The following is a 19,437-nucleotide window of genomic DNA, read 5'->3' as shown; positions in this document are numbered from 1 at the left end:
TCTCCTCGGTGGTGGATGATGGCCGGACGGTCGCCGCCTGCCTCGAACAGGCGGCGATCGGCTTGCGGGGTGGTCACTCGTACATCCGCCCGCGAGCCTCGGCGTCGCGGCGGGCGCGGATCTCCAGCGCGGTGAGTCGCCGCATGCGGGCTCGACTGCGGTCGCTGGTCTCGAAAGTGGTGACGATCCAAATGCCGGGCTCGAGCGGACCGGTCTGCTTCTCGATCTCGACGGGGTCACCGACGCTCAACTCCTGGAGCATCACGTCGCCTCCCTCGAGTTCAATTCGGCTGGCGTCGATTACGGCGTAGCGGTCGGTGGTCATGTGGTGCTCCTTCGGGTCGGGTTGGGGATCACGGGGTGGGGTGGGTGGCCATGACGGCCTCGAGTTCAGCGGCCAGCCACGCCGCATGCTCGGCGCGCGTGTGCTCACCGGCCCGCCGCCACGCCCGCTTCGCCTGGGCGATCGCCTCTCGGCGCCAGGCCCGCCGGAACGGCCGGTCGTGCATTTCGCCGCAGGTCCAGGAGTCGCCGCAGCCGCAGCAGGTGATCGTCGGCCCGTAGTACGGGCCTCCGTCGAACCCGGCGAACCGGCGGCGCTGCTTGCAGGTCGGGCAGTTGAGGATCCGGCGGATCGGGAAGTGCGGCGGGCGGCAGATGATCGGGGTGGTCATGCCTGCACCGCCTCGGCCTTGGCGTGCGGCTCGATGTACGCGTGCCGGTAATGCGGGATCGGGTTCACGCCCGGCACGAAGCCGTAGTCGCGGCCTTCAAGCTCGGCGCCATCGGAGGCGCGATGGTAGAGCGTGTCCTCGTTCGGCCCGTCATCGGGCTCCTCGCCGGACAGTTCGATGCCTGCGGCGTACAGCTCGGACTCGGTCATGTCCTCGATCTGCATCCAGTGGCCTGCGGTGACGCGGTAGCCCTCGGGCTTGGTGACGTGCTCGAAGGCTGCGTCGAGCTGCTCCAGCAGGGCGACGAACCGCTCCTGCCACTCGGTCGGCATGGACTGGAGCAGGGTGCGGTTCTTCACGAGGTGATCGGCGTAGGTGAGTTCGAAGTACGCGTGGATCGGGCCGTCGGTCGGGTTGGTCATGTTCTGCTCCTTGATCGCGAGTTGGTCGGGGTGAGGGTCTTCGGTGGGCTGCATTTGTGCCTCGATTCGGCGAATGGTGGGGCCGCAGGCGGTCGTTGAGGGTCGATCCGGGCGCAGGGCCGAGGGGTGGGGGTCGAAGCCGTCAGGGAGTTAACTGGCCAGTAACCGGGCGAGGGGCCTCACGGAGGCACCGGATCGGCGGAGAGTCCCTGAGAGCCGCCAGAAGGCACCGGGCCAACCCGAGCGCCACCGAACACCCCAGAGGCGCCCTGGGGGCCCCTCAGCGACCGCGACGGGGCCCGGGAAGCGAGAACCGGGGCCTCCACCCGCGCCTCGACGAGATGCCACCCGGCACACCCCCCGCACTCCACCGGCACCACCACCCCCCACCCCCTCAGCCCCAACACCACCGCCATGGCATGCGCCAGAGCCTGCGAGGCGAACGGGCGGCCGGACGGGCAGGACGGCTGCGGGCGGCGTTCAACGCGCGGATGACGGGGCTGCCAGCGGGGCATCAGGCGGCCTGCCTGAATCCCTCGGACCGCCAGCGGTAGACGCTGCGCGGGGTAACACCGACGATGCGGGCGATCTCCACCGCGGGCACACGCCGTTCGGTGAGGCCGCGGGCGACCAGGACGCGCTCGAGGCGGGTCAGGTCTCCGGCGGGCCGCATCTCACGGACGATGAGCTCGACGTCGTACTCGTCGGCGGTCTTCCAACTCCGCCACTGCGTCTGGTGCCAGGTGCTCATGCGGCGGTTTCCTCGGCTTCCTGGTAGCGACGGGCGTGGACGGTGAAGCGGGCGCGGCCTTCGTCGTGGCACGGAACCTCGGGGGTGACCTGGCAGTCGGGGCAGCAGGCGACGGTCTGCGCCCACTCGGAGATCCGCTGCGGGTGCAGTTCGGCGGGGGTTCGGCGACCGGTACGGGTAGTGCAGGGGCGGTGAGCGGCCACCCCGCAGTGCGGGCAGGCGACAGAGCGGGCGGGGTGGGCCTTGGCGCGCATGAAGTGCCGCAGGCTGTCGGGCATCGGGGCGCCGGCGTGTTTCATCGGGCTGCTCCTTCGCGGTGGTAGCTGCACATGACGCCCGCCAGGGGCAGCAGGGGGCCCAGGCGCGGCCAGCGGGTGAAGCGAGTGGCGCAGCCGCAGCAGGTGTAGATCCGCCACGACTTGGGGCGCTCCATGTCGACCGCGATGGCGTGGCACTCGGGGCAGCGGTGGGGCTTGTCGAAGTTCCAGCGGACGGGTTTCATCGGGTCTCCTCTGGCGGGCAGTTGCCGCAGTCGCAGGGCTGGTCGGGTCGGTGTTCGGTGTTGCGGTAGTGCCGGACGGCCGCGTCCCAGACGTGCTTCGGGATCGACCACTCCGGCGGCGGGCCGGGCGGCGACGTACCCGGCGGCCAGGCGCCGGGCCGATGTCCGGGAGGCTTCGGCGGAGGTGGCTTCCTCGGCGGTTCGCGGCGGGCACGGCCGATCGCGATCTGCGCCCGCATCAACGCCCGGAGCTCGCTGCCGCCCTCACGGCGGACGGCGTTGATGTCGGCGGGCTGGATGCCGTCGTCGTCAGGGATCCGGGCGTCGCTCACGAGACGGCACCTCGGTTGTGGTCGGCGATCAGTGCTGCAGCGGCTTGGAGGAGCTGCTGCTCTTCGGGGCGGGCCACAGCAAGTGCGGTCCGCCATTCCCAGACCAGCGACTCGGCGGGGTGCACTCCGGGCTGCCGGGCGGCATGGGCGAGCTGGTTAAGGGCCTGCAAGCCACGTCGCATGGCCACTCCGGTGTGGCGGGTGCAGCCTGGGCAGAGCGGCATGCCGTCACGGTCGGCGAGGTGGATCAAGTCGGGGATGGCGGCTTCCCCGCATCGGTGGCATTCGGTGGCGCGGGCCGTGATGCGGACGGCCGCGCGCACCGGTTCGAACGGCCCGCGATAGTCGGCGGGTTCGCTGCGAGTTGCGATGACGATGAGCTGGTTCATCACGCGACCCCGAGCCGGCGGTCGTTGCCGCCGATGACGACGACGGTGGTCGTCTGCGCGAGCCGGGAGGTGATGCGTTCGCCGAGCTGGTCGACGAGGTCGGGCCCGTTGGGGTTGGTGACGGGCAGGTTGCTGGTGATGATCAGCGGGCGGCATTCGTTGTAGCGCTCATTGAGGAGCCGGTAGGTGGCTTCCTCGGTGAACTCGCTGATCTTCTCGGTGCCGAGGTCGTCGACGAGAAGCAGCGGTATGTGCATCAACCGCTTCACTTCGTACTCGGGGCCCTTGTCGCTGCCGCCGGGCCGCATGAGCGCGTACATGTCGGGGGCCGTGAGGGCGACGACCTCGAAGCGATCGGGCCCGGCTTCGGCGATACGGCGGAGCGCCCCGTAGGCCTCGTGGGTTTTGCCGGTGCCGAACGGGCCGGTGAGGAACAAGATCCCGGCGGTGCGTGGGTCGTTGGTCGCGCGGTCCGCCCACGCGGTGACCTTGGGGTGGGCGGCGACGGCGTCCTGGTAGCGGAACGGGGTGGCGGTCTTCCAGCGCTTCACGGCGATGTCGGTGCGCTGGCGGCGGTGATACTCCGGGTGGCCGGGTTCGTCGGGGGTGGGCTGGTCGTCGATGGGCCCGGCGGTGACGTGGCCGAGGCCGCGTGCTTCGAGCAGCTGCTGCATGCGCTGCATGACGGCCTCACTCGCCAGAGGCTTGGGATCGGGCATGGGTGTGGAATCCGTTCTCGTAGACGGAGTGATCGGTGGGAGGCGCGTAGGGCTGGTGCTTCTTGCCGCCGACGGGGCGGAGCTTGGGGCGCTCAACGTCGGGGCCGGGGAGCGGCGGGAGTTCGCGCCACCCCTTCATGAAGTAGTTCGCGGACTCGACGTCGGTTCGGGAGGCGGCTTTCAGGGCGTGGTCGACCATGGCGCTCACGCCGCTCTTGCTGATCAAGGAGAGGACCGGGAACCATCCTTTGCCCTCGAAGGGCCAGCGGACGTAGACGCCTGCTGCGGTGATGCCATCGACGAGGGGGCGTGCGGCTTCGGGGATACCGAAGCGGTGATCGGCTGGCTCCTCTCGCTTGCTAGCTGAGGAGTCTGAGGAGTCTGAGGGGGAGGGGTCCGGGGTTCCCGGACCCTTTCCATGTGGTTCCCGGACCCAATCGCTGTCGTTCCCGGACCCTTTCTCCGAGTTAGGGTCCGGGAACCCCGGACCCTGTTCGCTCGTTTGGGTCCGGGGTTCCCGGATGCCATGTCCGGGGTTCCCGGACCCTTTCTCGCCGATAGCGTCCGGGGTTCCCGGACCCTTTGCGGGGCCGAGAACGGGGATGCGGTAGACCGCGCGGTGCCCTCGTCGGCCCGCGCTGACACCTTCGAGCGCCTTCTTCGCTCGCAGCGCCTTCATGACTTCGTAGCGGCTCGAACGACCGGGCAGGCGCATGCGGTGGGCGATTACCGGATCGTCTTCGATGCCGGGCCAGCACTCCCTGGTGGCGTCGTTGGCATTCTCAGCCAGGACGCTCAGAGCGTGCCGCTCGCGCCAGGTCAACGTGTCTGGCGCGTGGTCCAGAACCTCGACGAACAGGCGGATTCCCACGGGTGTCTTCTCTCGATCGCAACTGCTCTGCAGGGCTGGCTTGTTGGCAGGGCCGGTCCTCCGCTGCCATACTACTTTAAAGATTGGTAATAATGGAAGGATTGACCATGGCTTACACTCTTGACATGGCGTCTGATCTCGAACCTCGAATTGCCGAGGACGGAATTCAGGACGTGCCGCTCACCAGGGCGCGCGCGCTCCTCACTCGACTCATCGAGCAAGTCCGCGAAGACGGACTGGTCAGCGCACTCACCGTCCGCGGCCGGCGACGCGCCTACCTCGTCACGCCCGACGCCTTTGAAACCGCACAGTCCGACCGCCGCATGGTCAGGGCCTTCCATGCCGCGGCAGGTGAGAGGCCTCAACCGGAGACCACTCAGAAGCTGCTGGAGTCCATGGCCAAGCACCTGATGGAGATCGAAGAACAGGACGCGGCTGCAGCGCAGCGCTTCCAGGACTACGAACCCGACTGACATCTCCCCTCCTCTCCTCCAGCCCCGCCGCGGCGGGGCCTTTGTCGTGCGGTCTGCGGGTGCGGTCAGCTCATGTCGGGGATGACGAGCCAGCCGGGGTCGTCCACGGGGGTGACGCCGAGCGCCTTGGCTGCGGCGGCCAGCTGCGTGTTCCAGGTCTCGTACTCGTCGCTGGTCGTGTCTTGTGGGCGGACGGTCTCGTAGCCGCCGAGGTCGGCTTCGGTGCACTTGGTGACGAGGAAGGTCTTGTCACGGTCGTAGCTGCCGGCGTGAAGGTGGCCGACCTCGGTGCCCCCAGGGATGCCGCGGTCGAGGGTGTCCTCGTCGGTCGGGGGGATCTCGATGCCGTAGGCGAAGTAGGCGGAGTGGAAGAAGCCCATGTCGGTGTCCTGTCGGTAGCGGTACGGATAGATCGGTCTGCGGGTGCGGGCGGCTACGGCCCGGCGCGGGGCCGGCGGGCGGCATCCTTGACGGGCGTCACCTTGGGGGTCAATTCGCCCCCGTTACATGGGGTTTGCGCACGCGGGCGGTGTGCGCTCACGTCGTGTCCCAAACGGCTGATGAGGCCGGGGGCGCGCGCCGGACGCCTGCGCTTCGGCTCATGCGGCCATCGCCTCCAGGTCGGCGCACAGCAGCCGGCGGTAGCCCTCGACGACCTGGCGGGTGACGACGCCGTTGCCGAGCGCGATGAGCTGCTTGGCGCGCGGGATGTCGACGTCGGTGACCCAGCCCTCGTCGCAACCCTGCATCCACTCGACGAAGCGGGGTCGGGGGCGCCGGTTTCCATTAATGCCGAGGTCAGTGGGTGCCGGCGCCGGTCGTCCGAGGACTGCCTCCCAGCGGCGCACGGCGGGCCCGTAGTCGATGTCGTCAACAGAGATCCAGGCTTCGTCGGACAGCAGCCAGGCGAAGTCGGTGAGCGTCTTGCCCGCGTTGAACTTCTTGCCGGGGCTGCGCCTTGCGGTCCAGTTCCGGGTGCCGCGGGAGTCGGCGACCGCCGGCGACGGGATCAGGGCGAGCTCTCCGGTGGGGCCGGCAGCCTCGTCACCGCGGTCCGCAGATTCATGCCGCCCTTGCGCTTCGGTGAGGTTCCGGGGCCACCGGTACCGTCCGCTGCGCTCGGGGTCGGAAGAAGCGGGATGCGCGATGCAGACCCACCGCCAGCGACGGTGCGGGGCGCCGACCTCGTCAGCACGAAGGCACGTCCATCGCGCGTCATACCCGATCGAGGCCAGGTCTGCGAGGACGACGTCCAGCCCGCGGTCCTTCGAGCGGATCGCATCCACGTTCTCCAGGAAGACGAGGCGCGGTCGAGTGTGGCGAACAGCTTCAAAGACGTTCTTCCAGATCCCCGAGCGGGCACCGAAGATTCCCTTCTTGAGTCCTGCGTGGCTGATGTCCTGGCACGGGAAGCCGGCCGAGACAGTGTCGAAGTCGTGGTCGCCGGCGACGGCCGCCCAGTCGACGGCGGTGATGTCGCCGAGGTTCGAAGCCCATGGGAAGCGGGCTTCCATGACGCGGGAGGCGAACGGGTCGTTCTCCGCGTAGACCAACGTCTTGTTGCCGGTGATCTGCTCGACGGCCAGATCGAGGCCGCCGAAGCCCGAGCAGAGGCTGAGGTTCGTCATGCGGCGGCTCCTTGGAAGATCGCCCGGAAGGTGTCGCGCATCTCCTGGTCTTCGACGCAGCGCGGGTGGACGCAGCCGGTGACGCCGCAGCCGGTGGTGACGTGCCCGATAGGTTCGCGGGTGTGGGCCTGGTCCCAGGCGATGCGATGTACGGAGTGCTTGCGTCCGCCGTGCCGGATGCTCGCGCCGTGCTCGGTGCTGTAGCCGGGCCACAGGAGGTGTCCGTCGTCGGTGGGCTGGGCTCGCCGCCAGAAGAGGTCGTCGGGGCTGGCTGCGGCCTTGTGGCCGGGCTTGTGCTGGGGCAGGCCGAGTTCGGCGCGCAGGTCGCGGGCTCGGCGTCGGGATACGTGCAGCTGCCGTTCGATGGCCTTATCGCTGTGGCCGGCGTAGAGCAGCTCGATGATCGCGTTGCGGGTGTTCACGCGGCCACCGCCATCTCGGCTGCCCTGGCTGCCGCCTTGCGGCGGCGCCTGCGGTCGACCTCCAGATGTGCGCTGCACAGGCCGCGACCGACACGGGCCTTGCGGCAGTCGTCGATGGTGCACAGTTGGTCGGGGCCGAGCATTCCGGCTTCGGCTTCCCACTCCTTGATGAGCCGCTCGTACAGGCAGAGGTAGACGGACACCTCGATGCGGGCCATGCCCCGGCGGCGCAGCAGGAGGGCGGCTTCGCGGAGCTCGTCCTCGTTGAGTGGGGGAAGCGGCTGGTCTTCGTTGACGACCCGCGCGACGGCGATCCAGTCGATCGCTTCGGTGCTGAATTGGTCTTCGGTGGTGGGCGGATTGAAGGGGCGTCGCTGTATGCGGCAGCGGGCGGCGGAGAGCATGGTCACTGGTTCTCCCCCTCTCGGGCGGGCAGTTGGTAGATGGCGTTGCAGGTGTCGAGTGCGTTCTGGTCATGGCCGGCCCGGGTTTCGGCGCGGAGTTCGCCGCGGCGCTGGGCGGCTTCTCGTCGCTCTGCGGCGAGTGCGCGCCTGCGGGCGGCGACGGTCCGCCGGTGGACGGCGTGGTCGACGAGTCGCCCGACGAGGGGGTCGATGGCCCGGCTGAGCAGCCATATGGCGGCTGCGACGGCGAGGCCGGGGCCGAAGGTGGTGGTGGCGCGGTGGCCCCAGTAGGCGGCGTCGATGACTGTCACGTCCGCCTCCCGGAGCCCCAGCCGATGGCGTACAGGGCGGCGGCGATGATGACGATGCCGACGGTCAGGCAGTGGTCGGGGATGCGGTCGAGGAGGTCCATCACGCGGCGGCCTTCCGCTGCTGTGCGCGGGCGGCACGTCGCTGCCGTGCGATCCGCAGTCCGTCCGCGGTCAGCCTCCAGACGGCGATCACGTGCGCGTGGGTGCTGGGGCTGGTGGAGGGCACGTACTGCCCGGTGTGCTCGATGATTCCCGCGGTCCGCAGCGAGGTGATCGCAGCGCCGAGGAAGCCGGGGCCGAGGTCGGGGAGCACGTCCCGGATCTGGTTGCACGACCATTCGGCGCGTCGTTCCCCGAAGTGGAGGACGGCCTGCTCGACGAGGAAGCGGTCCCATTCGGAGTGCTTGGCGATGTCGGCGAGGAGCGCGTCCTTCTCGGTCGACGCTAGACGCTCGGCGACGGTGAGGTGCTTGGTCATCTGGTTCCCTTGGGGTTACGAGCCGCCCGCGCTAAGCCCGCGGGCGGCTCTGGCGTGTGCGGGCTAGTCCTCGACGAGTTCGCCCTCGATGGGGCCCTCGTCGTAGTCGCCGTCGACCGTCCCCGGCGCGGGCGTGGGGATCGCAACAGGCGAGGGTTCCGGGCTCTGTTCGCTGTCGACGACGGCCTGGGAGCGCAACTGTTCGCGCATGTACTCGGCGGAGGTCGGCACCCACTTGGTCAGTCGGTGGGCTCCGGTCTTGAGCCACATGGCTTCCTCGTCCGTGTTCCACGGGGAGCGCTCCGGGTACTTGCCGCTCGCGCTGTCGGACTTTGCGCGCGCCTTGGCGATGTGACCCTTGTTGAGGACGACGACCTTGCTGGTGGCACCGTCTTTCATGACGGCGTAGGCGTAGACGAGGCGGAGGGTGCCGCGGTCGTCGGCGTCCCAGTCGATGTCGTGGACGGGGCGCTCGTCGTGACCGGGCCGGAACTGGAACTGATCGTTGCTGTAGACCACTTCGACGATCACGGAGGAGATGGCTCCGGCCCGGTACATGAGCTCGATCTCGCCCTGATAGCCGCGCACCCCTGTGATCTCGGTGCACCGCTTCCTCTTGTTCCAGCGCGGGACCAGGTAATACTGCTCGGTTCCGGGCTCCAGGCCGAGACGTCCGGCGTCCATGAGGACTGCGATGAACTGCCCGACGTCGTTCTGGGCGGCCTCCATCAGCTTGGGGTCGCGGCGCAGGAGGCCCTGGGTGGAGCGGATCCAGGCGCCGACGCGCTGCTGGAGGTGGCTGGGCATGACGAGGGCGAGGGTTTCGCGGTACTGCTCGACCATGGCAGCGGGGCCGTTGTCGCGCTTCTCGATGGCGGTGGAGACGGTCTGCTCTGTCATGCGGCGGTGCTCCTGTTTCGTGCGGGCTGAAGGGAGTAGGTCTTGCCGTTGCGGACGGTGCGGGTGGCGACACGGTCGTCGCCGACGACGGCGCGGCGGCCGTCGGCGATCTGGTCGAGGACGAGGCCGGAGGCGCAACGCTTCTCCTCTTCGGCGGCCTTGAAGGCGGCGAGGGAGGCGAAGTAGCGGTCGCGGAGGACGGGGTCGATGGGGACGTCGACGTCGGCGAGCCCGTCGGGGATCTCCTTGACGGCCTGGTAGGTGGCGGTGTGGCCGTCGATGGAGGGGGCCTGGCCGGCGGCGAGGGAGTCCATGAAGGCCTGGCCTGCGGTGAGCATCAGCTGGGTGTCGGCGTCGTCTGCCTCGACGGTGTACTCGCGGTAGTCGGACAGCCCGATGAGGACGGCGACACGGCCACGGGTCGCGCCCAGTGCGCGGATGTACCAGCGGACTTGCGCCTTGTAGTGGACGGGGATCTGGTCGGTGCCTTCCTCGCCCCACTCGAAGTCGTCGTAGGCGGTCTTGGCTTCGATGACTTCGAGGTCGCCGTCGGCGGTGAAGCCGAGGCGGTCAGGGTTGGCGATCCACCAGGGCAGGTCGGTGGCCGCGTAAGTGCCGGACGGCAGGACGATCAGTTCGGGATGGCGTTCGGTGAACTCGTCGCAGATCGTCGGCTCGTGCTTCTTGCCCCAGTACATTTCGCGGGACTCTGCGACCGGGCCGATGTTGCCCTGCTTGCGGTGCCACAGGGAGAACATCGACTCGTGGGGGCTGAGGCCGAGGACGGCGGAGATCTCGGAGCCACCGATGCCGTTGGCGCGGGCGGCGTGCCACTCGGGGCTGCCGGGTACGAAAGTGCCGAGCAGGCGGCCGGCGGGCGGGGAAGGCTGCGCGGCGGTCATGCGGCGGCCTCGGTGCAGGTCTCGCAGCGGCCGTCGAGGGTGTACGGGCCGACACCGCAGGTGCAGTTGGTGGACGGCTTCCCCTCGGCGATGGCGGTGAGCTTGGCGATGCCGTCCTCGTCGTTCTTCGCCATACGGACGGCTTCCGCCTCGGCCGGGAACGCGAGGCCGAGCTTTGCGGTGTTGACGACGTCGGCGGCGGCCAGGAGTTCGAGGAGCTTCTGGGTGAAGCTGCCGGGCTGGTAGCCGCCTTCGCAGGCGAACGTCCACAGGACGTGGCGGGCGGTTTCCGCCGGGATGGTGGGGCTTGTGTTGCTCATGAGGCTCGCTTTCTGGGTGTGAGGTGCCGGGGCCCCGCCGCCGCAGACCGGGGGGTTGGTCGGGCAGCGGGGCCCTGGCTGGCCGCGGATGGGGGATTCCAGCGGCCGTCTATGGGAGTTGGGTCAGGCGGCGGCTTTGGCGGGGTCGCGGATCGGGACGACGGTGTACTGGTAGGTGTCGTCGCAGACGTCTGCGACGAGGGCCGGGCGCGCCGGGGTGGTGAGGGAGATGAGGGCGTCACCGGCGATGGGGGCGAGCCCGTCGAGGAGGTAGCCGGCGTTGATGGCGATCTCGAACTCGTTGTGGTCGCCGTCGTATTTGGCGTCGGCGGTGACTTTGCTGGAGGCGTCAGCGCCGGCCCGCAGGGTGACCTTGCTGCCGCTCGTGTTGATCCACAGGAGGTTGCCGGTGGATACCGCCATCGCTGCGTGGATCGCAGCGACCAGGTCGGCGGCGGATCCGAGGATGTGGCCGGTGAACTCATTGGGGATCTGAGTGTCGACCTTGTGCGGGAACACGGTCGGATCGATAAGGAGGCCAGCGACCGCGTTCTCGCCGCAGATCAGCGCGACCGTGCCGTTGCCGTCTGCGGGCAGCGCAATCCGAAGGTCACCGTCGAAGACCTTGGCGTTGTCCGCCATCACCTTGCCGGGGACGACGCCCATTGCTTCAGTCTCGAAGTCGCCGTCCCAGGGCAGCCAGGCAGAGGCGATTCGGAACCTGTCGGTGGCGGACAGCTTCAACATGCCCGCCAGTACCTTCAGCCGGATCCCGGCCATGCCAGCAAACTGGCCGACAGCCTTCGGTGAGATGGCCCGGTGGACGCGCTGGTAGGCGACGGCGAACTCGTTACCGTCGACCTTGCCGAGCGTCTCGGGTAGCTGCGGCAGTGTTGGATAGTCGTGGACGTTGATGCCGGGGATACGGAACTCGGCGGTCGGGGTGGTGACGGTGAGATCGTGGTCGCCAGCCAAGGTGACGTCCGTCTTGTTGAGGTTGGCGACGACATTCGCCAGCATCTGTCCGGACGGGATGACGACGCCGGACGTTTCGACGTCAGCGTTGAGGGTGGCGTGGGCGGCGTTCGCGCCATCCCACACGCTGATCCTCAGTCGGCCTTCCGTTGCTTCGAGGCGGGAGCCAAGCAGAACGGGCTGCGACGGCTTGGCCGGGAGCTGGCGGGCCGCCCACCGGGCCGCGGCGGCGAGTTCGGGCTGCGGGACAGTGGCCAACATCAGGCTGCCTCCTCCTCCGTGTCGTCGGTAACCTCGGCCTGCGCGCCGCGCGGCTCCGGCTTGGCGTAGCCCTCGGTCTGCACCGCGGCCAGCGGGAACAGGGCGGACTGGACGGGTTCGGCGGTGACGTGCTCGTTCATGCGGTTCTCCAGGTAGTTGGCCGTCGGCCGTGCGGTGATCCGTCTCCCGCACGGCCGACGGAGTGTTAGGCGGCGTCCGCGGCGTCGGTGAAGCAGCCGCCGCAGGCGCCCCAGTCGTCGGGGTCGAACGGGGCGTCGTCTTCGAGGTCGTCGAAGGTGGGCTGTGCGGCTCGGGCTGTCTCGATGCGTTCGCGGAGCTCGGTGAGCGGCAGCGGTCGTCCGCCGTCCTTCCAGTCGCGGAGGATTGCCACGCTGGGGTCCTTCTCGCGGCGGAAGCGGTTCTCTTCCGCTTCCATGTAGGCGAACCGGTCGGGGTGGATGCGCAGCGTCAGCTCCCAGTACGCTTGGCCGCCGCGGACGCACAGCCCGCCGCAGTTGGCGTGCGGGTAGCCCTCGCGGTACATGGCCGGTTCGGCGATGCCTGCTTCCGCGAGTTCGGCGACGACGTCACGGTGCTCGAAGTACGGGGGCTGGGCGAGCTGGAACTCGACCGTGTACGACTCATCGAAGGGCAGCAGGTTTGAGCAGCCCTCCCCCGGCAGCCGGCCGCCCTCGGTAAACAAGGGCTTGCACCGGTCCCTGTTGCGGCAGGCCTTGCCGTCGTGGTGGTAGCCGGCCAGGATTCCCGGAATGCGGGTCTGCTCATCCCACTTGATCCCGACGTGGATCACGGTGTCGGCCGGCACACAGTTCGCCCGCAGCCACACATAGGTGGGGTCCTGCTTGAGCCGCTTCGAACACGGGGCGACCCGCGAGTTTCCAAGGATGCCCTCGTCGAAGAACACCTGCACCGGCGTCCGCTGCCGCGGATCCGACACCTCGATGATCTCGATGTCGAGGTGGGCGGCGATCTCCTTCAGGAAGCGGTAGTTGTCCTCGTCCTCGGCGTGAACGTTCGCGTTCAGAGCGACCACGTTGTCGACGCCGTGCTGCTTGATCGTGCGCCGCAGATCCTCGTAACTGCTGAGGCCGCCGGACGTCATCACCACGTGCTTCATGACGCCACCCCCTTCACGGTCGTCAGCGGCTGCGTGTCCTCGCCGCCGCGGCCCGACGCGACGGGCACGTGGCCGGGGTCGGCGGAGGTGCCGGATGTCGACACGCGGACGACGGGGCCGAGGAGCCCGGCCGCGGCGGCCTCGTGAAGCGGGCGGACGTCGATGGGTCCGGTGGCCTGGTCCTCGACGGCTCGGGTGTCGCGTTCCATCGGCGGGACGTCGACGGCGGTGGCGTTGGCCTTGAAGGCGCGCAGCTCGGCGAGTTCGGCGTTCGCCACGGCGAGCTGGTCGGTGACACCGCGCAGGTCTTCGAGGATTCCCGAATAGGCGACAGCGGCCTGATCGAAGTTGTCCTGCGCCTCGTCACGTGAGGCCTTCAGCTCGTCGACCTCGGTAGCCATGGCGACCATCTGGCAGGCCGCGTTGTCGGCTTCCCGTACCAGCTGCCCGACCTTCTGGATGACCTGGCGGCGGGTGAGGCCGCGGCAGTCGGCGTAGGCGCGGGCGGTGTCGAGGACGCTCATGCCGTCGCCCCCGCCCGGAGTTCGGCCGCGGTGTCGCGGAACGCTTGGATGACGTCGTCCTGTTTGCGGTCCAGCTCGTCGTTCCACCAGGCGATCTGCCGCGGGATGGCGGGGATCTTGAGGTGGCGGGCGACTGCGAGCGCTGTCGCGTCGGCCAGCTCGATGCGGTCTTCGAGGCGGTGCTTGCTGACGCCGAGCAGCGGGCTTCCAGTGACGGCCGTGTTGATCGCGCCGAGCGTGTCGACCCGGCACTCGCCGAACGCCGTACCCTCTTCGTACTGCTCCTCGTCGTAGAGGTAGCCGCGGTGCCAGCCGACACGGTCGATGACCTGGACGGCCTTGTCGAGTACGTCGGCGATGTCGGTGGCGGTGGGCTGGTTGGCGAGCTCAGGCATCGCGGGCCTCCCTGGCTGCCAGGCGGATGCTGTCGGCGCCGAGCGTTTCGACGTGTCCGGCTTCCGTGCTGGCCCGGAAGTCGCGGGCCGTCGGACCCCACGTGGTCAGCCGGTTGTTGTCGGCATGCCACGTCTGGGCTCGGCTCCAGTCAGCCACCGGGTAGGCGGCCTGGATCAGCTCGACGAGCCGGTGCGATCCTCCGAGCGGCAGCCGCACAGGTAGTCCCGCGCCGGTGAGGACCCGCACGGTGACCATCACGCGGTCTGCGTCATCGATCGGCATCGGCATCATCAGCACCGAGGCGGCGCCCGGAGCGAGCTCGTGAATCCGGTACGCGAGCCGGTTCTGGTTGCGGTGGCGTCGGCTTGCCGACACCCTCCTGGGGTGGATGGGCAGTGTCTCGGTGTCGTGGGAGCTGAGCGTCTCGAAGTACGCGGCGAGTGCGCCGTTGGGCCACGTATTGAGGTCGGTGCCGTAGCAGTCGCGGTAGCTGGCGTCGACCTTGACGCTTTGGGCTACGGCCTTGTCGCGGGGGCGGATCGCGGTCGCCATCTACGCCACCGCCTTCGTGCTGCGGGCGGTGTTCAGCAGGCCGTACTTACGGAGCTTGTCGTAGCGGGCGATGCCGGAGACGATCGCGGTGCAGGCCCACAGGAACCACCAGTCGTGATCCCGGAGCTGCCACTCCCAGGTGTCGGTGAAGTGGAACGTCTGATCGCGGACGGGGCCGTTGTGCTCGGCACCTGCATCGTTGCGGTGGTTCGTGAGTTCGCTATGCGTCGACCACCAGGAGCTCCGCTCCGTCGACCAGTCGCACGCCTTGCAGGTGGCCTTGTAGCTCTCGCCGAAGCTGAACTCGTCGAGGGCTCGACGGGCCTCTTCTTCGTACTCGGTGTTGAACTCGTCTTCGAGATGCTCGGCCCAGGCTGCGGTGACGCCGGGGTAGCTCTCCTCGGCGATCTCCAGATCGCGGGCGACTTCCTCATCGAACCGCTTCTGGCTGTAGGTGCGGGCCGCGTCCCGGTTGCTGGCGAGCTTCTCGTCCCAGTAGCCGGGGTCGATGCGGACCGAGCCGTCGCGCCGCAAGCCGCTGCGGAAGAACTCGAACATGTCGTCAAGGCGACGGAAGACGTAGCTCTCGCCGTCGCCGGAGAAGACCAGCTGGCCGGGCGTCGTGATCAGTTCGAACCAGTAGAAGCTGTGGCCCTGAGGCCTGAACACCAGGCGCCGGTACAGGCCGTGGTCTTGCAGTACGACCATCTCGTGCCGGGCAGTTTCGCGGGCGAACCGCTCGGCGATCTCCGGGTACTCGCTCACGCCGCCACCGCCTTGACGCTGAGGGCCACCTGCTTCTCGGCTGCCGTGTCGGCGAGGACGCTGGCGATACGGAACAGCAGCTCCGGCGTGGCGTGCTCCAGATGCAGCGTCAGCGCGTCGCCGACCTGCAGCACCGGCTGCCCGTCGTAGTGGTCGACGCGGACACTGTCGGGGGCGCCGTCGAGGAACGCCGATACGTGGACGATGCGGGTGTTCTTCATGACGCCTCCTGGACGCCGAAGGTGGTCGGGTGGGCGGTCTTCCAGTCAGCCCAGTGCGGCATGACCTCGTCGACGATCGTGTGTCGGCGGTCCATGACCTGCTCCAGCGAGAGCGGGCCGGGGTGCTTCGCGTGGGCGTACTTCGTGCCACGCGAGTTGGGCGGGCCCGGCACGAACGTCGGCCCGTAGATCCACGAGCAGCGGCGGTAACCCCAGTCGTCTGGCCCGTACTTGATGAAGACGGTGGTGTTCCAGCCGGAGTCGATGTCGAGGGGCCGCTGATCCATCTTTCGGGCGTAGCCCTGGTTGCTGAACCAGTAGTTGCGGTGCTCCTGGAGGAACGAGACGAGCATCTGGGCTTCGGCGTCGGTGGGCCGTTCGGCGCTGGCGAACGGCCACGGTGGGCTCCAGTCGCTGCCGGTGTCGGCGTTGGTGCCGAGGTAGGCGGCGACGTAGCACCAGTTCGGGTTGAAGCTGGTGACGACCGGGATGCGGAGCGCGGTCAGCGGGTCGTCCTGGATGGCGTCGGCGCCGAACGGCCACGCCTTCGTGTCGGTCATGACGCCCTCCAGGGGGTGCCTTTGGTGAGGTCGGGGAAGGGTCGGACGGTCGAGTCCGGGTCCGCGTCGTGGAGAAGGTGGCCGTACTCGGCGCGGTGCGCGTCGTCGGCGGGTTTCGCGAACTCGCCAGGGTGGGCGAGGAGGTAGCGGAGCTTCGCCACCGACTCCGCGACCTTCCGCTGGGCGGCCAGCCGCTCAGCCTCGGCGGCCACCGTGTCGGGGTCCACGTCCAGGTCGGCGATGGTGCGGTGCGGGGTCGTCGTCATCGGGCACCGCCCTCGTGGCAGGAGGCGGCCTTCGTGTGGTCGCAGCGGGCGCAGACCATCCGCCAGCCGTCGCGCGGGCTGAAGGCATGCGCGTCCAGGCAGCGACCCTCATCCGTTTCCTGCGGGTGGTACGACTCGTAGGTGCGCCCGGCACCGTCCACGTCCGGCTCGTTCCGGTCCGCGAGCTCGGCCTCCAACTCGTCGACCCGCTCCTGCGCCTCGTCGCGTTCGGCGCGCAAGCTGGCGTTCTCGTCGACCAGTTCGCTCGCCCGTGCGACGAGCGCCTTCGCTGCCGACGTCGCCGTTCCGTAGATTCCGAAGCGGGCGACCTCGACGGCCACCTCGTCGCGTTCGGCGCGGACCGCAGCGCGGACCGCAGCCAACTCGGCGCGCTGGCGCTCGACCTCAGTAAGGAGTGCGGGCACGTCCTCGCGGGCGTGGGCGATGAACTCGGCGTCGGTCTGCCGCCACGGGCAGTCCGCGATCACCTCGGAGGTGACGAAGCCCGAACTGTCCTCGTACTCGGCCTTCACCCAGTGCGCAGGGTGCTTGGACTCCTCGTTCGGCGGCAGCTCCACAGCAGTCCAGGGACCAGGAGCGGCGGCTTCCAGACGGGCGGCGATCTCGGCTTCGCGCTGCGGCGACAGGCGGGCGCTCATCGCTCGCCACCGCCGATCCGCACGATCAGGCCCGGGTTGTACGCGGCCAGCACCTTGTTCGCGGCAGCCTGACGACGAAGGTCTTCAGCGATCCGCACCTTCACCGCACGGCGCGCGTCGGCAGACATCTCGCCCGCCGTCAGCAGGCGGGACATCGTGACGACGTTCTTGCCAGCCGTCTTCTGCTCGGCCAGCGCGTCGAGCACGTGCGGCGGGAGACTCCTGCCGATGCGGACCTCAACAGCGGGAGGTGTCGGCACGTCGGGGAACGTCATCGAGATCACGACGCGCCTCCCTCGGTCTCGTTGGCCATACGGGCGAGACGGTCGGCGATCTGCTCGGCCACCTCCGCACCAGCACGGTCCCCGCGCTCATCGGCGGCGTCGAACAGTTCCGAGGCGACGCCCTCGGCCTTGCGGAGCACCTCGGCGCGAACGGCGCGCTCGACGACCTTCGCGCGGGCCTGGTCCTCGACGTAGCCGACGATCCCCGTCAGCAGGTCGTACATGCGGTCACGGGACTCGACCGGCGTCAGGTCGCGCAGTTCGTTGACTGCCTCGACGTAGCCGCGCATCGTCGTGATCTGTGGAACGCCAGGGTTCTGGGAATGGGAAGATGAACTCACGGTTCACTCCTGTTTCTTCAGGGTTCTAGGGGTGGATCCAGGCCCCGGCTGCCGGTAGCCCCCGGCGTCGGGGCCGCATGCCGCTCTAGGCGGCGGGGTCGTAAGCGGCGGTGGAACGCTTCGGGCTGTGCGCGCGGCTCTTCTTGCGGGGCCGACGGGGCTCCGGCGGCCGGTTCTCCGCTTCGCGCTGCGCGTCGGGGCTCGGGTTCTTCTGCTGCTCGTGCCATTCGGCGATGGCTTCGAGGCTCCAGACGGCCTTGCGGTTACGTGTTTCGGACCGGGGTCCTGGGTTGTCCTCAGGGGCCTTCTGCCGGTCCTTGTAGAGGGTTTCGATGGCGCGCCCGGTGAGGCGGGACGCTTCATCCGCGTAGACGTAGCCGGGCGGAGCGGGCTGGGAGTACTGGGGGGTACGCGGCACAATCACTCCTTTTCTTGATCCGTAGTCGAAGTGACGCGATTCGGCGTCACCGGGGGCGCAAAAAGACCGAGGAGGGGATAGCCCAGGGCCTCCACGAGGGCGTGAGCATCGGGGACGCTCACGGTCTGCTGTTTGCCGTCACGCAGCTTCTGGATAGTCCCTGCGTCGCACTGACTGGCGGTGGCCAGCTTCCGAACCGAGTAGGGGATCCCGTTGCCGGGGTTCTCCATGGCCCACTTGAAGATCGCTGGACTTTTCAGTGGATAGCGGGCGTGGCTCAAGTGGATCTCCAGTGGTACGGAGTGGCTTTGACTGGTTCCAGTAGAGCACTCCCGTAGTCACCGTGTCTACAGATTGGGTCACCCTGGTGTCGAGTATCGGCAAAGTTTCCGGCCGGATAGCATCGATCCGTAGACGATCCGTCTACAAACGGGGATGGTTGTACGGGCTGACCTGCTATTTTCCCGACGCCCGTCCCCACAGACAGAAACAGCAGGTGGAAGAGTGAACCGAGAGGACAACGAGGACATGACGGCCCCGGCCACCACCCCGGACCCCGGCACGGCCGCCCCCTCCCCCGCAGGCGCACTCTCCAAGCTCATCCAGGAAGCCCTCGACGCCGGCAAGAGTCTGCGGCAGCTCGGCAAGGCCGCCATCGACCCGGAGACGGGCGAACAAATCTCCTGGCAGTACTTCCAGAAGCTGATCAAGAACCCGCCCGCGAGCGCCCCCACCCCCCTGCAGATGCGCGCCATCGCCGCCGCGATCGGCAAGTCGGAGCGACGCGTCAAAGAAGCTGCCGCCGAGCAGTGGCTGGAGTACCGGGCGACCGAGCTAACCGGCTACGGGGACACGACGCGCATCATCGTCTCGCACCTGGGCGAGATGTCGGAGCAGGAGAAGAAGCGCTGGCTCGCGATGATCGAAGCCGACCAACGGTCACGCCGCGAGGAGTAGCACAACGCCCCGCCCTGCCCGGATGGTTGATCGACAAGATTCTCAAGTAGGCATTCTCGACAACCGATTGTCGATGACTATGCACGGGTCGTACTCTTCCACAACCGTGCACCTGCGACCTTTTGGCCACAGGTGTACCGAACGTGGGGAGGCATCCATGCTGCGTGTTGTGTACAGAGCCACTGATGACCTTGCGGGAGGCGCGTTCTCCGACTGGCGGGAAGATCGGGGGCTCGTGGAGATCTCCGTCGCCCGGGACGCTAGGCCGCACCAGTTCATCCCCTCCCTCAACCGCACGCTTGCGGATTTCCTCTCGCGGGCGGAGTGGTATCAGATCTGGGAGGGCGAGGTCATATCCGCCAAGTCCCCCGGCAGTCCGCTCAGCTGTACCTTCGAACTGTCCCGCCTCCGGCCAGCACCTCTGCTGGACATATGCGAGGACAAGGGCTTGGTCGCCCTGCACATCTCCCCCCTCGCGTCAGTCGATGTGCTCGTGAACGCCATCAACCCGGCCATAGAAGAGTTCCTGGCTGGGGGATGCTGGTTCCAGCTGTGGCGCGGGGAGATCGTCACGATGGACTCCCCTGAGATTGTCCCCGCCTGACGGCTCGTTCGAGGGGGT

At 68.5% G+C, this 19,437-nt stretch carries 37 protein-coding genes; 3 read left to right on the top strand and 34 right to left on the bottom strand.

What is annotated here, in order from left to right:
• Positions 1 to 73: 73 nt before the first annotated feature.
• The 10 genes from ACIGXX_RS01005 to ACIGXX_RS00960 all read right to left on the bottom strand — a co-directional run bounded on the left by ACIGXX_RS01005 (position 74) and on the right by ACIGXX_RS00960 (position 4,660).
• Complete coding sequence (locus ACIGXX_RS01005) at positions 74 to 325, bottom strand: hypothetical protein (RefSeq protein ID WP_399971555.1); 252 nt, start codon at positions 323 to 325, stop codon at positions 74 to 76.
• Positions 326 to 353: 28 nt separating this feature from the next.
• The gene (locus ACIGXX_RS01000) at positions 354 to 674 is read right to left on the bottom strand and encodes a hypothetical protein (RefSeq protein WP_399971553.1); all 321 of its coding nucleotides are present in this window, start codon (positions 672 to 674) and stop codon (positions 354 to 356) included.
• Complete coding sequence (locus tag ACIGXX_RS00995; protein WP_399971551.1) at positions 671 to 1,150, bottom strand: hypothetical protein; 480 nt, start codon at positions 1,148 to 1,150, stop codon at positions 671 to 673. The genes ACIGXX_RS01000 and ACIGXX_RS00995 overlap by 4 nt, the downstream gene beginning before the upstream one ends.
• A gap of 460 nt (positions 1,151 to 1,610) precedes the next feature.
• Positions 1,611 to 1,847, bottom strand: coding sequence for a helix-turn-helix domain-containing protein (locus tag ACIGXX_RS00990; RefSeq protein WP_399971549.1), 237 nt, complete (start codon positions 1,845 to 1,847; stop codon positions 1,611 to 1,613).
• Entirely contained in the window at positions 1,844 to 2,146 is a 303-nt protein-coding gene (locus ACIGXX_RS00985) for a hypothetical protein (RefSeq protein ID WP_399971547.1), read from the bottom strand. The genes ACIGXX_RS00990 and ACIGXX_RS00985 overlap by 4 nt, the downstream gene beginning before the upstream one ends.
• Entirely contained in the window at positions 2,143 to 2,349 is a 207-nt protein-coding gene (locus tag ACIGXX_RS00980) for a hypothetical protein (RefSeq protein WP_399971545.1), read from the bottom strand. The genes ACIGXX_RS00985 and ACIGXX_RS00980 overlap by 4 nt, the downstream gene beginning before the upstream one ends.
• Positions 2,346 to 2,681, bottom strand: coding sequence for a hypothetical protein (locus ACIGXX_RS00975; protein WP_399971543.1), 336 nt, complete (start codon positions 2,679 to 2,681; stop codon positions 2,346 to 2,348). Before ACIGXX_RS00975 ends, ACIGXX_RS00980 begins: the two co-directional genes overlap by 4 nt.
• Positions 2,678 to 3,070 carry a hypothetical protein gene (locus ACIGXX_RS00970; protein WP_399971541.1) on the bottom strand — a complete coding sequence of 131 codons (393 nt, stop codon included), beginning with the start codon at positions 3,068 to 3,070 and terminating at the stop codon, positions 2,678 to 2,680. The genes ACIGXX_RS00975 and ACIGXX_RS00970 overlap by 4 nt, the downstream gene beginning before the upstream one ends.
• On the bottom strand, positions 3,070 to 3,789 hold the full coding sequence (locus ACIGXX_RS00965; RefSeq protein ID WP_399971539.1) for an ATP-binding protein: 720 nt from the start codon (positions 3,787 to 3,789) through the stop codon (positions 3,070 to 3,072). The genes ACIGXX_RS00970 and ACIGXX_RS00965 overlap by 1 nt, the downstream gene beginning before the upstream one ends.
• Positions 3,761 to 4,660, bottom strand: coding sequence for a hypothetical protein (locus ACIGXX_RS00960; RefSeq protein WP_399971537.1), 900 nt, complete (start codon positions 4,658 to 4,660; stop codon positions 3,761 to 3,763). Before ACIGXX_RS00960 ends, ACIGXX_RS00965 begins: the two co-directional genes overlap by 29 nt.
• Before the next feature lie 125 nt (positions 4,661 to 4,785).
• Here ACIGXX_RS00960 and ACIGXX_RS00955 point away from each other — a divergent pair, with 125 nt between their 5' ends.
• Positions 4,786 to 5,133, top strand: coding sequence for a hypothetical protein (locus ACIGXX_RS00955; protein WP_399971535.1), 348 nt, complete (start codon positions 4,786 to 4,788; stop codon positions 5,131 to 5,133).
• Between the two features lie 65 nt (positions 5,134 to 5,198).
• Here the strand turns inward: ACIGXX_RS00955 and ACIGXX_RS00950 are convergent, their stop codons facing one another.
• The 24 genes from ACIGXX_RS00950 to ACIGXX_RS00835 all read right to left on the bottom strand — a co-directional run bounded on the left by ACIGXX_RS00950 (position 5,199) and on the right by ACIGXX_RS00835 (position 18,139).
• The gene (locus ACIGXX_RS00950; RefSeq protein ID WP_399971533.1) at positions 5,199 to 5,513 is read right to left on the bottom strand and encodes a hypothetical protein; all 315 of its coding nucleotides are present in this window, start codon (positions 5,511 to 5,513) and stop codon (positions 5,199 to 5,201) included.
• Positions 5,514 to 5,732: 219 nt separating this feature from the next.
• Positions 5,733 to 6,761, bottom strand: a complete 1,029-nt coding sequence (locus ACIGXX_RS00945; protein WP_399971531.1) for a DNA cytosine methyltransferase — start codon at positions 6,759 to 6,761, stop codon at positions 5,733 to 5,735.
• Positions 6,758 to 7,183: a hypothetical protein gene (locus ACIGXX_RS00940; protein WP_399971529.1), complete on the bottom strand. Its 426-nt coding sequence runs from the start codon at positions 7,181 to 7,183 to the stop codon at positions 6,758 to 6,760. The genes ACIGXX_RS00945 and ACIGXX_RS00940 overlap by 4 nt, the downstream gene beginning before the upstream one ends.
• The gene (locus ACIGXX_RS00935; protein WP_399971527.1) at positions 7,180 to 7,593 is read right to left on the bottom strand and encodes a hypothetical protein; all 414 of its coding nucleotides are present in this window, start codon (positions 7,591 to 7,593) and stop codon (positions 7,180 to 7,182) included. The genes ACIGXX_RS00940 and ACIGXX_RS00935 overlap by 4 nt, the downstream gene beginning before the upstream one ends.
• Complete coding sequence (locus tag ACIGXX_RS00930; RefSeq protein WP_399971525.1) at positions 7,590 to 7,898, bottom strand: hypothetical protein; 309 nt, start codon at positions 7,896 to 7,898, stop codon at positions 7,590 to 7,592. The genes ACIGXX_RS00935 and ACIGXX_RS00930 overlap by 4 nt, the downstream gene beginning before the upstream one ends.
• A gap of 100 nt (positions 7,899 to 7,998) precedes the next feature.
• Entirely contained in the window at positions 7,999 to 8,376 is a 378-nt protein-coding gene (locus ACIGXX_RS00925) for a hypothetical protein (RefSeq protein ID WP_399971523.1), read from the bottom strand.
• A gap of 63 nt (positions 8,377 to 8,439) precedes the next feature.
• Positions 8,440 to 9,276, bottom strand: coding sequence for a recombinase RecT (locus ACIGXX_RS00920; RefSeq protein WP_399971520.1), 837 nt, complete (start codon positions 9,274 to 9,276; stop codon positions 8,440 to 8,442).
• Positions 9,273 to 10,178 carry a YqaJ viral recombinase family protein gene (locus tag ACIGXX_RS00915; protein WP_399971519.1) on the bottom strand — a complete coding sequence of 302 codons (906 nt, stop codon included), beginning with the start codon at positions 10,176 to 10,178 and terminating at the stop codon, positions 9,273 to 9,275. Before ACIGXX_RS00915 ends, ACIGXX_RS00920 begins: the two co-directional genes overlap by 4 nt.
• Positions 10,175 to 10,498: a hypothetical protein gene (locus ACIGXX_RS00910; protein ID WP_399971517.1), complete on the bottom strand. Its 324-nt coding sequence runs from the start codon at positions 10,496 to 10,498 to the stop codon at positions 10,175 to 10,177. Before ACIGXX_RS00910 ends, ACIGXX_RS00915 begins: the two co-directional genes overlap by 4 nt.
• Before the next feature lie 123 nt (positions 10,499 to 10,621).
• The gene (locus tag ACIGXX_RS00905) at positions 10,622 to 11,734 is read right to left on the bottom strand and encodes a hypothetical protein (protein ID WP_399971515.1); all 1,113 of its coding nucleotides are present in this window, start codon (positions 11,732 to 11,734) and stop codon (positions 10,622 to 10,624) included.
• Complete coding sequence (locus ACIGXX_RS00900) at positions 11,734 to 11,874, bottom strand: hypothetical protein (RefSeq protein ID WP_399971513.1); 141 nt, start codon at positions 11,872 to 11,874, stop codon at positions 11,734 to 11,736. The genes ACIGXX_RS00905 and ACIGXX_RS00900 overlap by 1 nt, the downstream gene beginning before the upstream one ends.
• Before the next feature lie 65 nt (positions 11,875 to 11,939).
• Complete coding sequence (locus ACIGXX_RS00895) at positions 11,940 to 12,872, bottom strand: hypothetical protein (RefSeq protein ID WP_399971511.1); 933 nt, start codon at positions 12,870 to 12,872, stop codon at positions 11,940 to 11,942.
• Positions 12,869 to 13,396, bottom strand: a complete 528-nt coding sequence (locus ACIGXX_RS00890; RefSeq protein WP_399971509.1) for a hypothetical protein — start codon at positions 13,394 to 13,396, stop codon at positions 12,869 to 12,871. The genes ACIGXX_RS00895 and ACIGXX_RS00890 overlap by 4 nt, the downstream gene beginning before the upstream one ends.
• A complete protein-coding gene (locus ACIGXX_RS00885) occupies positions 13,393 to 13,791 on the bottom strand; it encodes a hypothetical protein (RefSeq protein ID WP_399971507.1) in 399 nt (132 codons plus the stop codon). Before ACIGXX_RS00885 ends, ACIGXX_RS00890 begins: the two co-directional genes overlap by 4 nt.
• Entirely contained in the window at positions 13,784 to 14,344 is a 561-nt protein-coding gene (locus ACIGXX_RS00880; protein ID WP_399971505.1) for a hypothetical protein, read from the bottom strand. Before ACIGXX_RS00880 ends, ACIGXX_RS00885 begins: the two co-directional genes overlap by 8 nt.
• A complete protein-coding gene (locus tag ACIGXX_RS00875) occupies positions 14,345 to 15,109 on the bottom strand; it encodes a hypothetical protein (protein ID WP_399971503.1) in 765 nt (254 codons plus the stop codon).
• The gene (locus ACIGXX_RS00870; protein WP_399971501.1) at positions 15,106 to 15,330 is read right to left on the bottom strand and encodes a hypothetical protein; all 225 of its coding nucleotides are present in this window, start codon (positions 15,328 to 15,330) and stop codon (positions 15,106 to 15,108) included. Before ACIGXX_RS00870 ends, ACIGXX_RS00875 begins: the two co-directional genes overlap by 4 nt.
• Positions 15,327 to 15,890: a hypothetical protein gene (locus ACIGXX_RS00865; protein ID WP_399971499.1), complete on the bottom strand. Its 564-nt coding sequence runs from the start codon at positions 15,888 to 15,890 to the stop codon at positions 15,327 to 15,329. The genes ACIGXX_RS00870 and ACIGXX_RS00865 overlap by 4 nt, the downstream gene beginning before the upstream one ends.
• Positions 15,887 to 16,156, bottom strand: a complete 270-nt coding sequence (locus ACIGXX_RS00860; protein ID WP_399971497.1) for a hypothetical protein — start codon at positions 16,154 to 16,156, stop codon at positions 15,887 to 15,889. Before ACIGXX_RS00860 ends, ACIGXX_RS00865 begins: the two co-directional genes overlap by 4 nt.
• Positions 16,153 to 16,815 (bottom strand): hypothetical protein, encoded by a 663-nt coding sequence (locus ACIGXX_RS00855; RefSeq protein ID WP_399971495.1) that lies wholly within the window; start codon positions 16,813 to 16,815, stop codon positions 16,153 to 16,155. Before ACIGXX_RS00855 ends, ACIGXX_RS00860 begins: the two co-directional genes overlap by 4 nt.
• The gene (locus tag ACIGXX_RS00850) at positions 16,812 to 17,099 is read right to left on the bottom strand and encodes a hypothetical protein (protein ID WP_399971493.1); all 288 of its coding nucleotides are present in this window, start codon (positions 17,097 to 17,099) and stop codon (positions 16,812 to 16,814) included. Before ACIGXX_RS00850 ends, ACIGXX_RS00855 begins: the two co-directional genes overlap by 4 nt.
• The gene (locus ACIGXX_RS00845) at positions 17,096 to 17,440 is read right to left on the bottom strand and encodes a hypothetical protein (RefSeq protein WP_399971491.1); all 345 of its coding nucleotides are present in this window, start codon (positions 17,438 to 17,440) and stop codon (positions 17,096 to 17,098) included. Before ACIGXX_RS00845 ends, ACIGXX_RS00850 begins: the two co-directional genes overlap by 4 nt.
• An 85-nt stretch (positions 17,441 to 17,525) precedes the next feature.
• The gene (locus tag ACIGXX_RS00840; protein WP_399971489.1) at positions 17,526 to 17,858 is read right to left on the bottom strand and encodes a hypothetical protein; all 333 of its coding nucleotides are present in this window, start codon (positions 17,856 to 17,858) and stop codon (positions 17,526 to 17,528) included.
• 2 nt (positions 17,859 to 17,860) lie between these two features.
• Positions 17,861 to 18,139, bottom strand: a complete 279-nt coding sequence (locus tag ACIGXX_RS00835; RefSeq protein ID WP_399971487.1) for a hypothetical protein — start codon at positions 18,137 to 18,139, stop codon at positions 17,861 to 17,863.
• A 223-nt stretch (positions 18,140 to 18,362) separates the two neighbouring features.
• On the opposite strand from ACIGXX_RS00835, the gene ACIGXX_RS00830 reads away from it, so the two are divergent.
• A complete protein-coding gene (locus ACIGXX_RS00830; RefSeq protein WP_399971485.1) occupies positions 18,363 to 18,815 on the top strand; it encodes a hypothetical protein in 453 nt (150 codons plus the stop codon).
• A 157-nt stretch (positions 18,816 to 18,972) separates the two neighbouring features.
• Entirely contained in the window at positions 18,973 to 19,419 is a 447-nt protein-coding gene (locus ACIGXX_RS00825; RefSeq protein WP_399971483.1) for a hypothetical protein, read from the top strand.
• The last annotated feature ends 18 nt before the right edge of the window (positions 19,420 to 19,437 follow it).

The organism is Streptomyces sp. NPDC055243 (genome assembly GCF_044544025.1).
Classification (GTDB): Bacteria; Actinomycetota; Actinomycetes; order Streptomycetales; family Streptomycetaceae; genus Streptomyces.
Note: the sequence above shows the minus strand (reverse complement) of the source record. Positions and strands in the feature narration are given on the sequence as shown.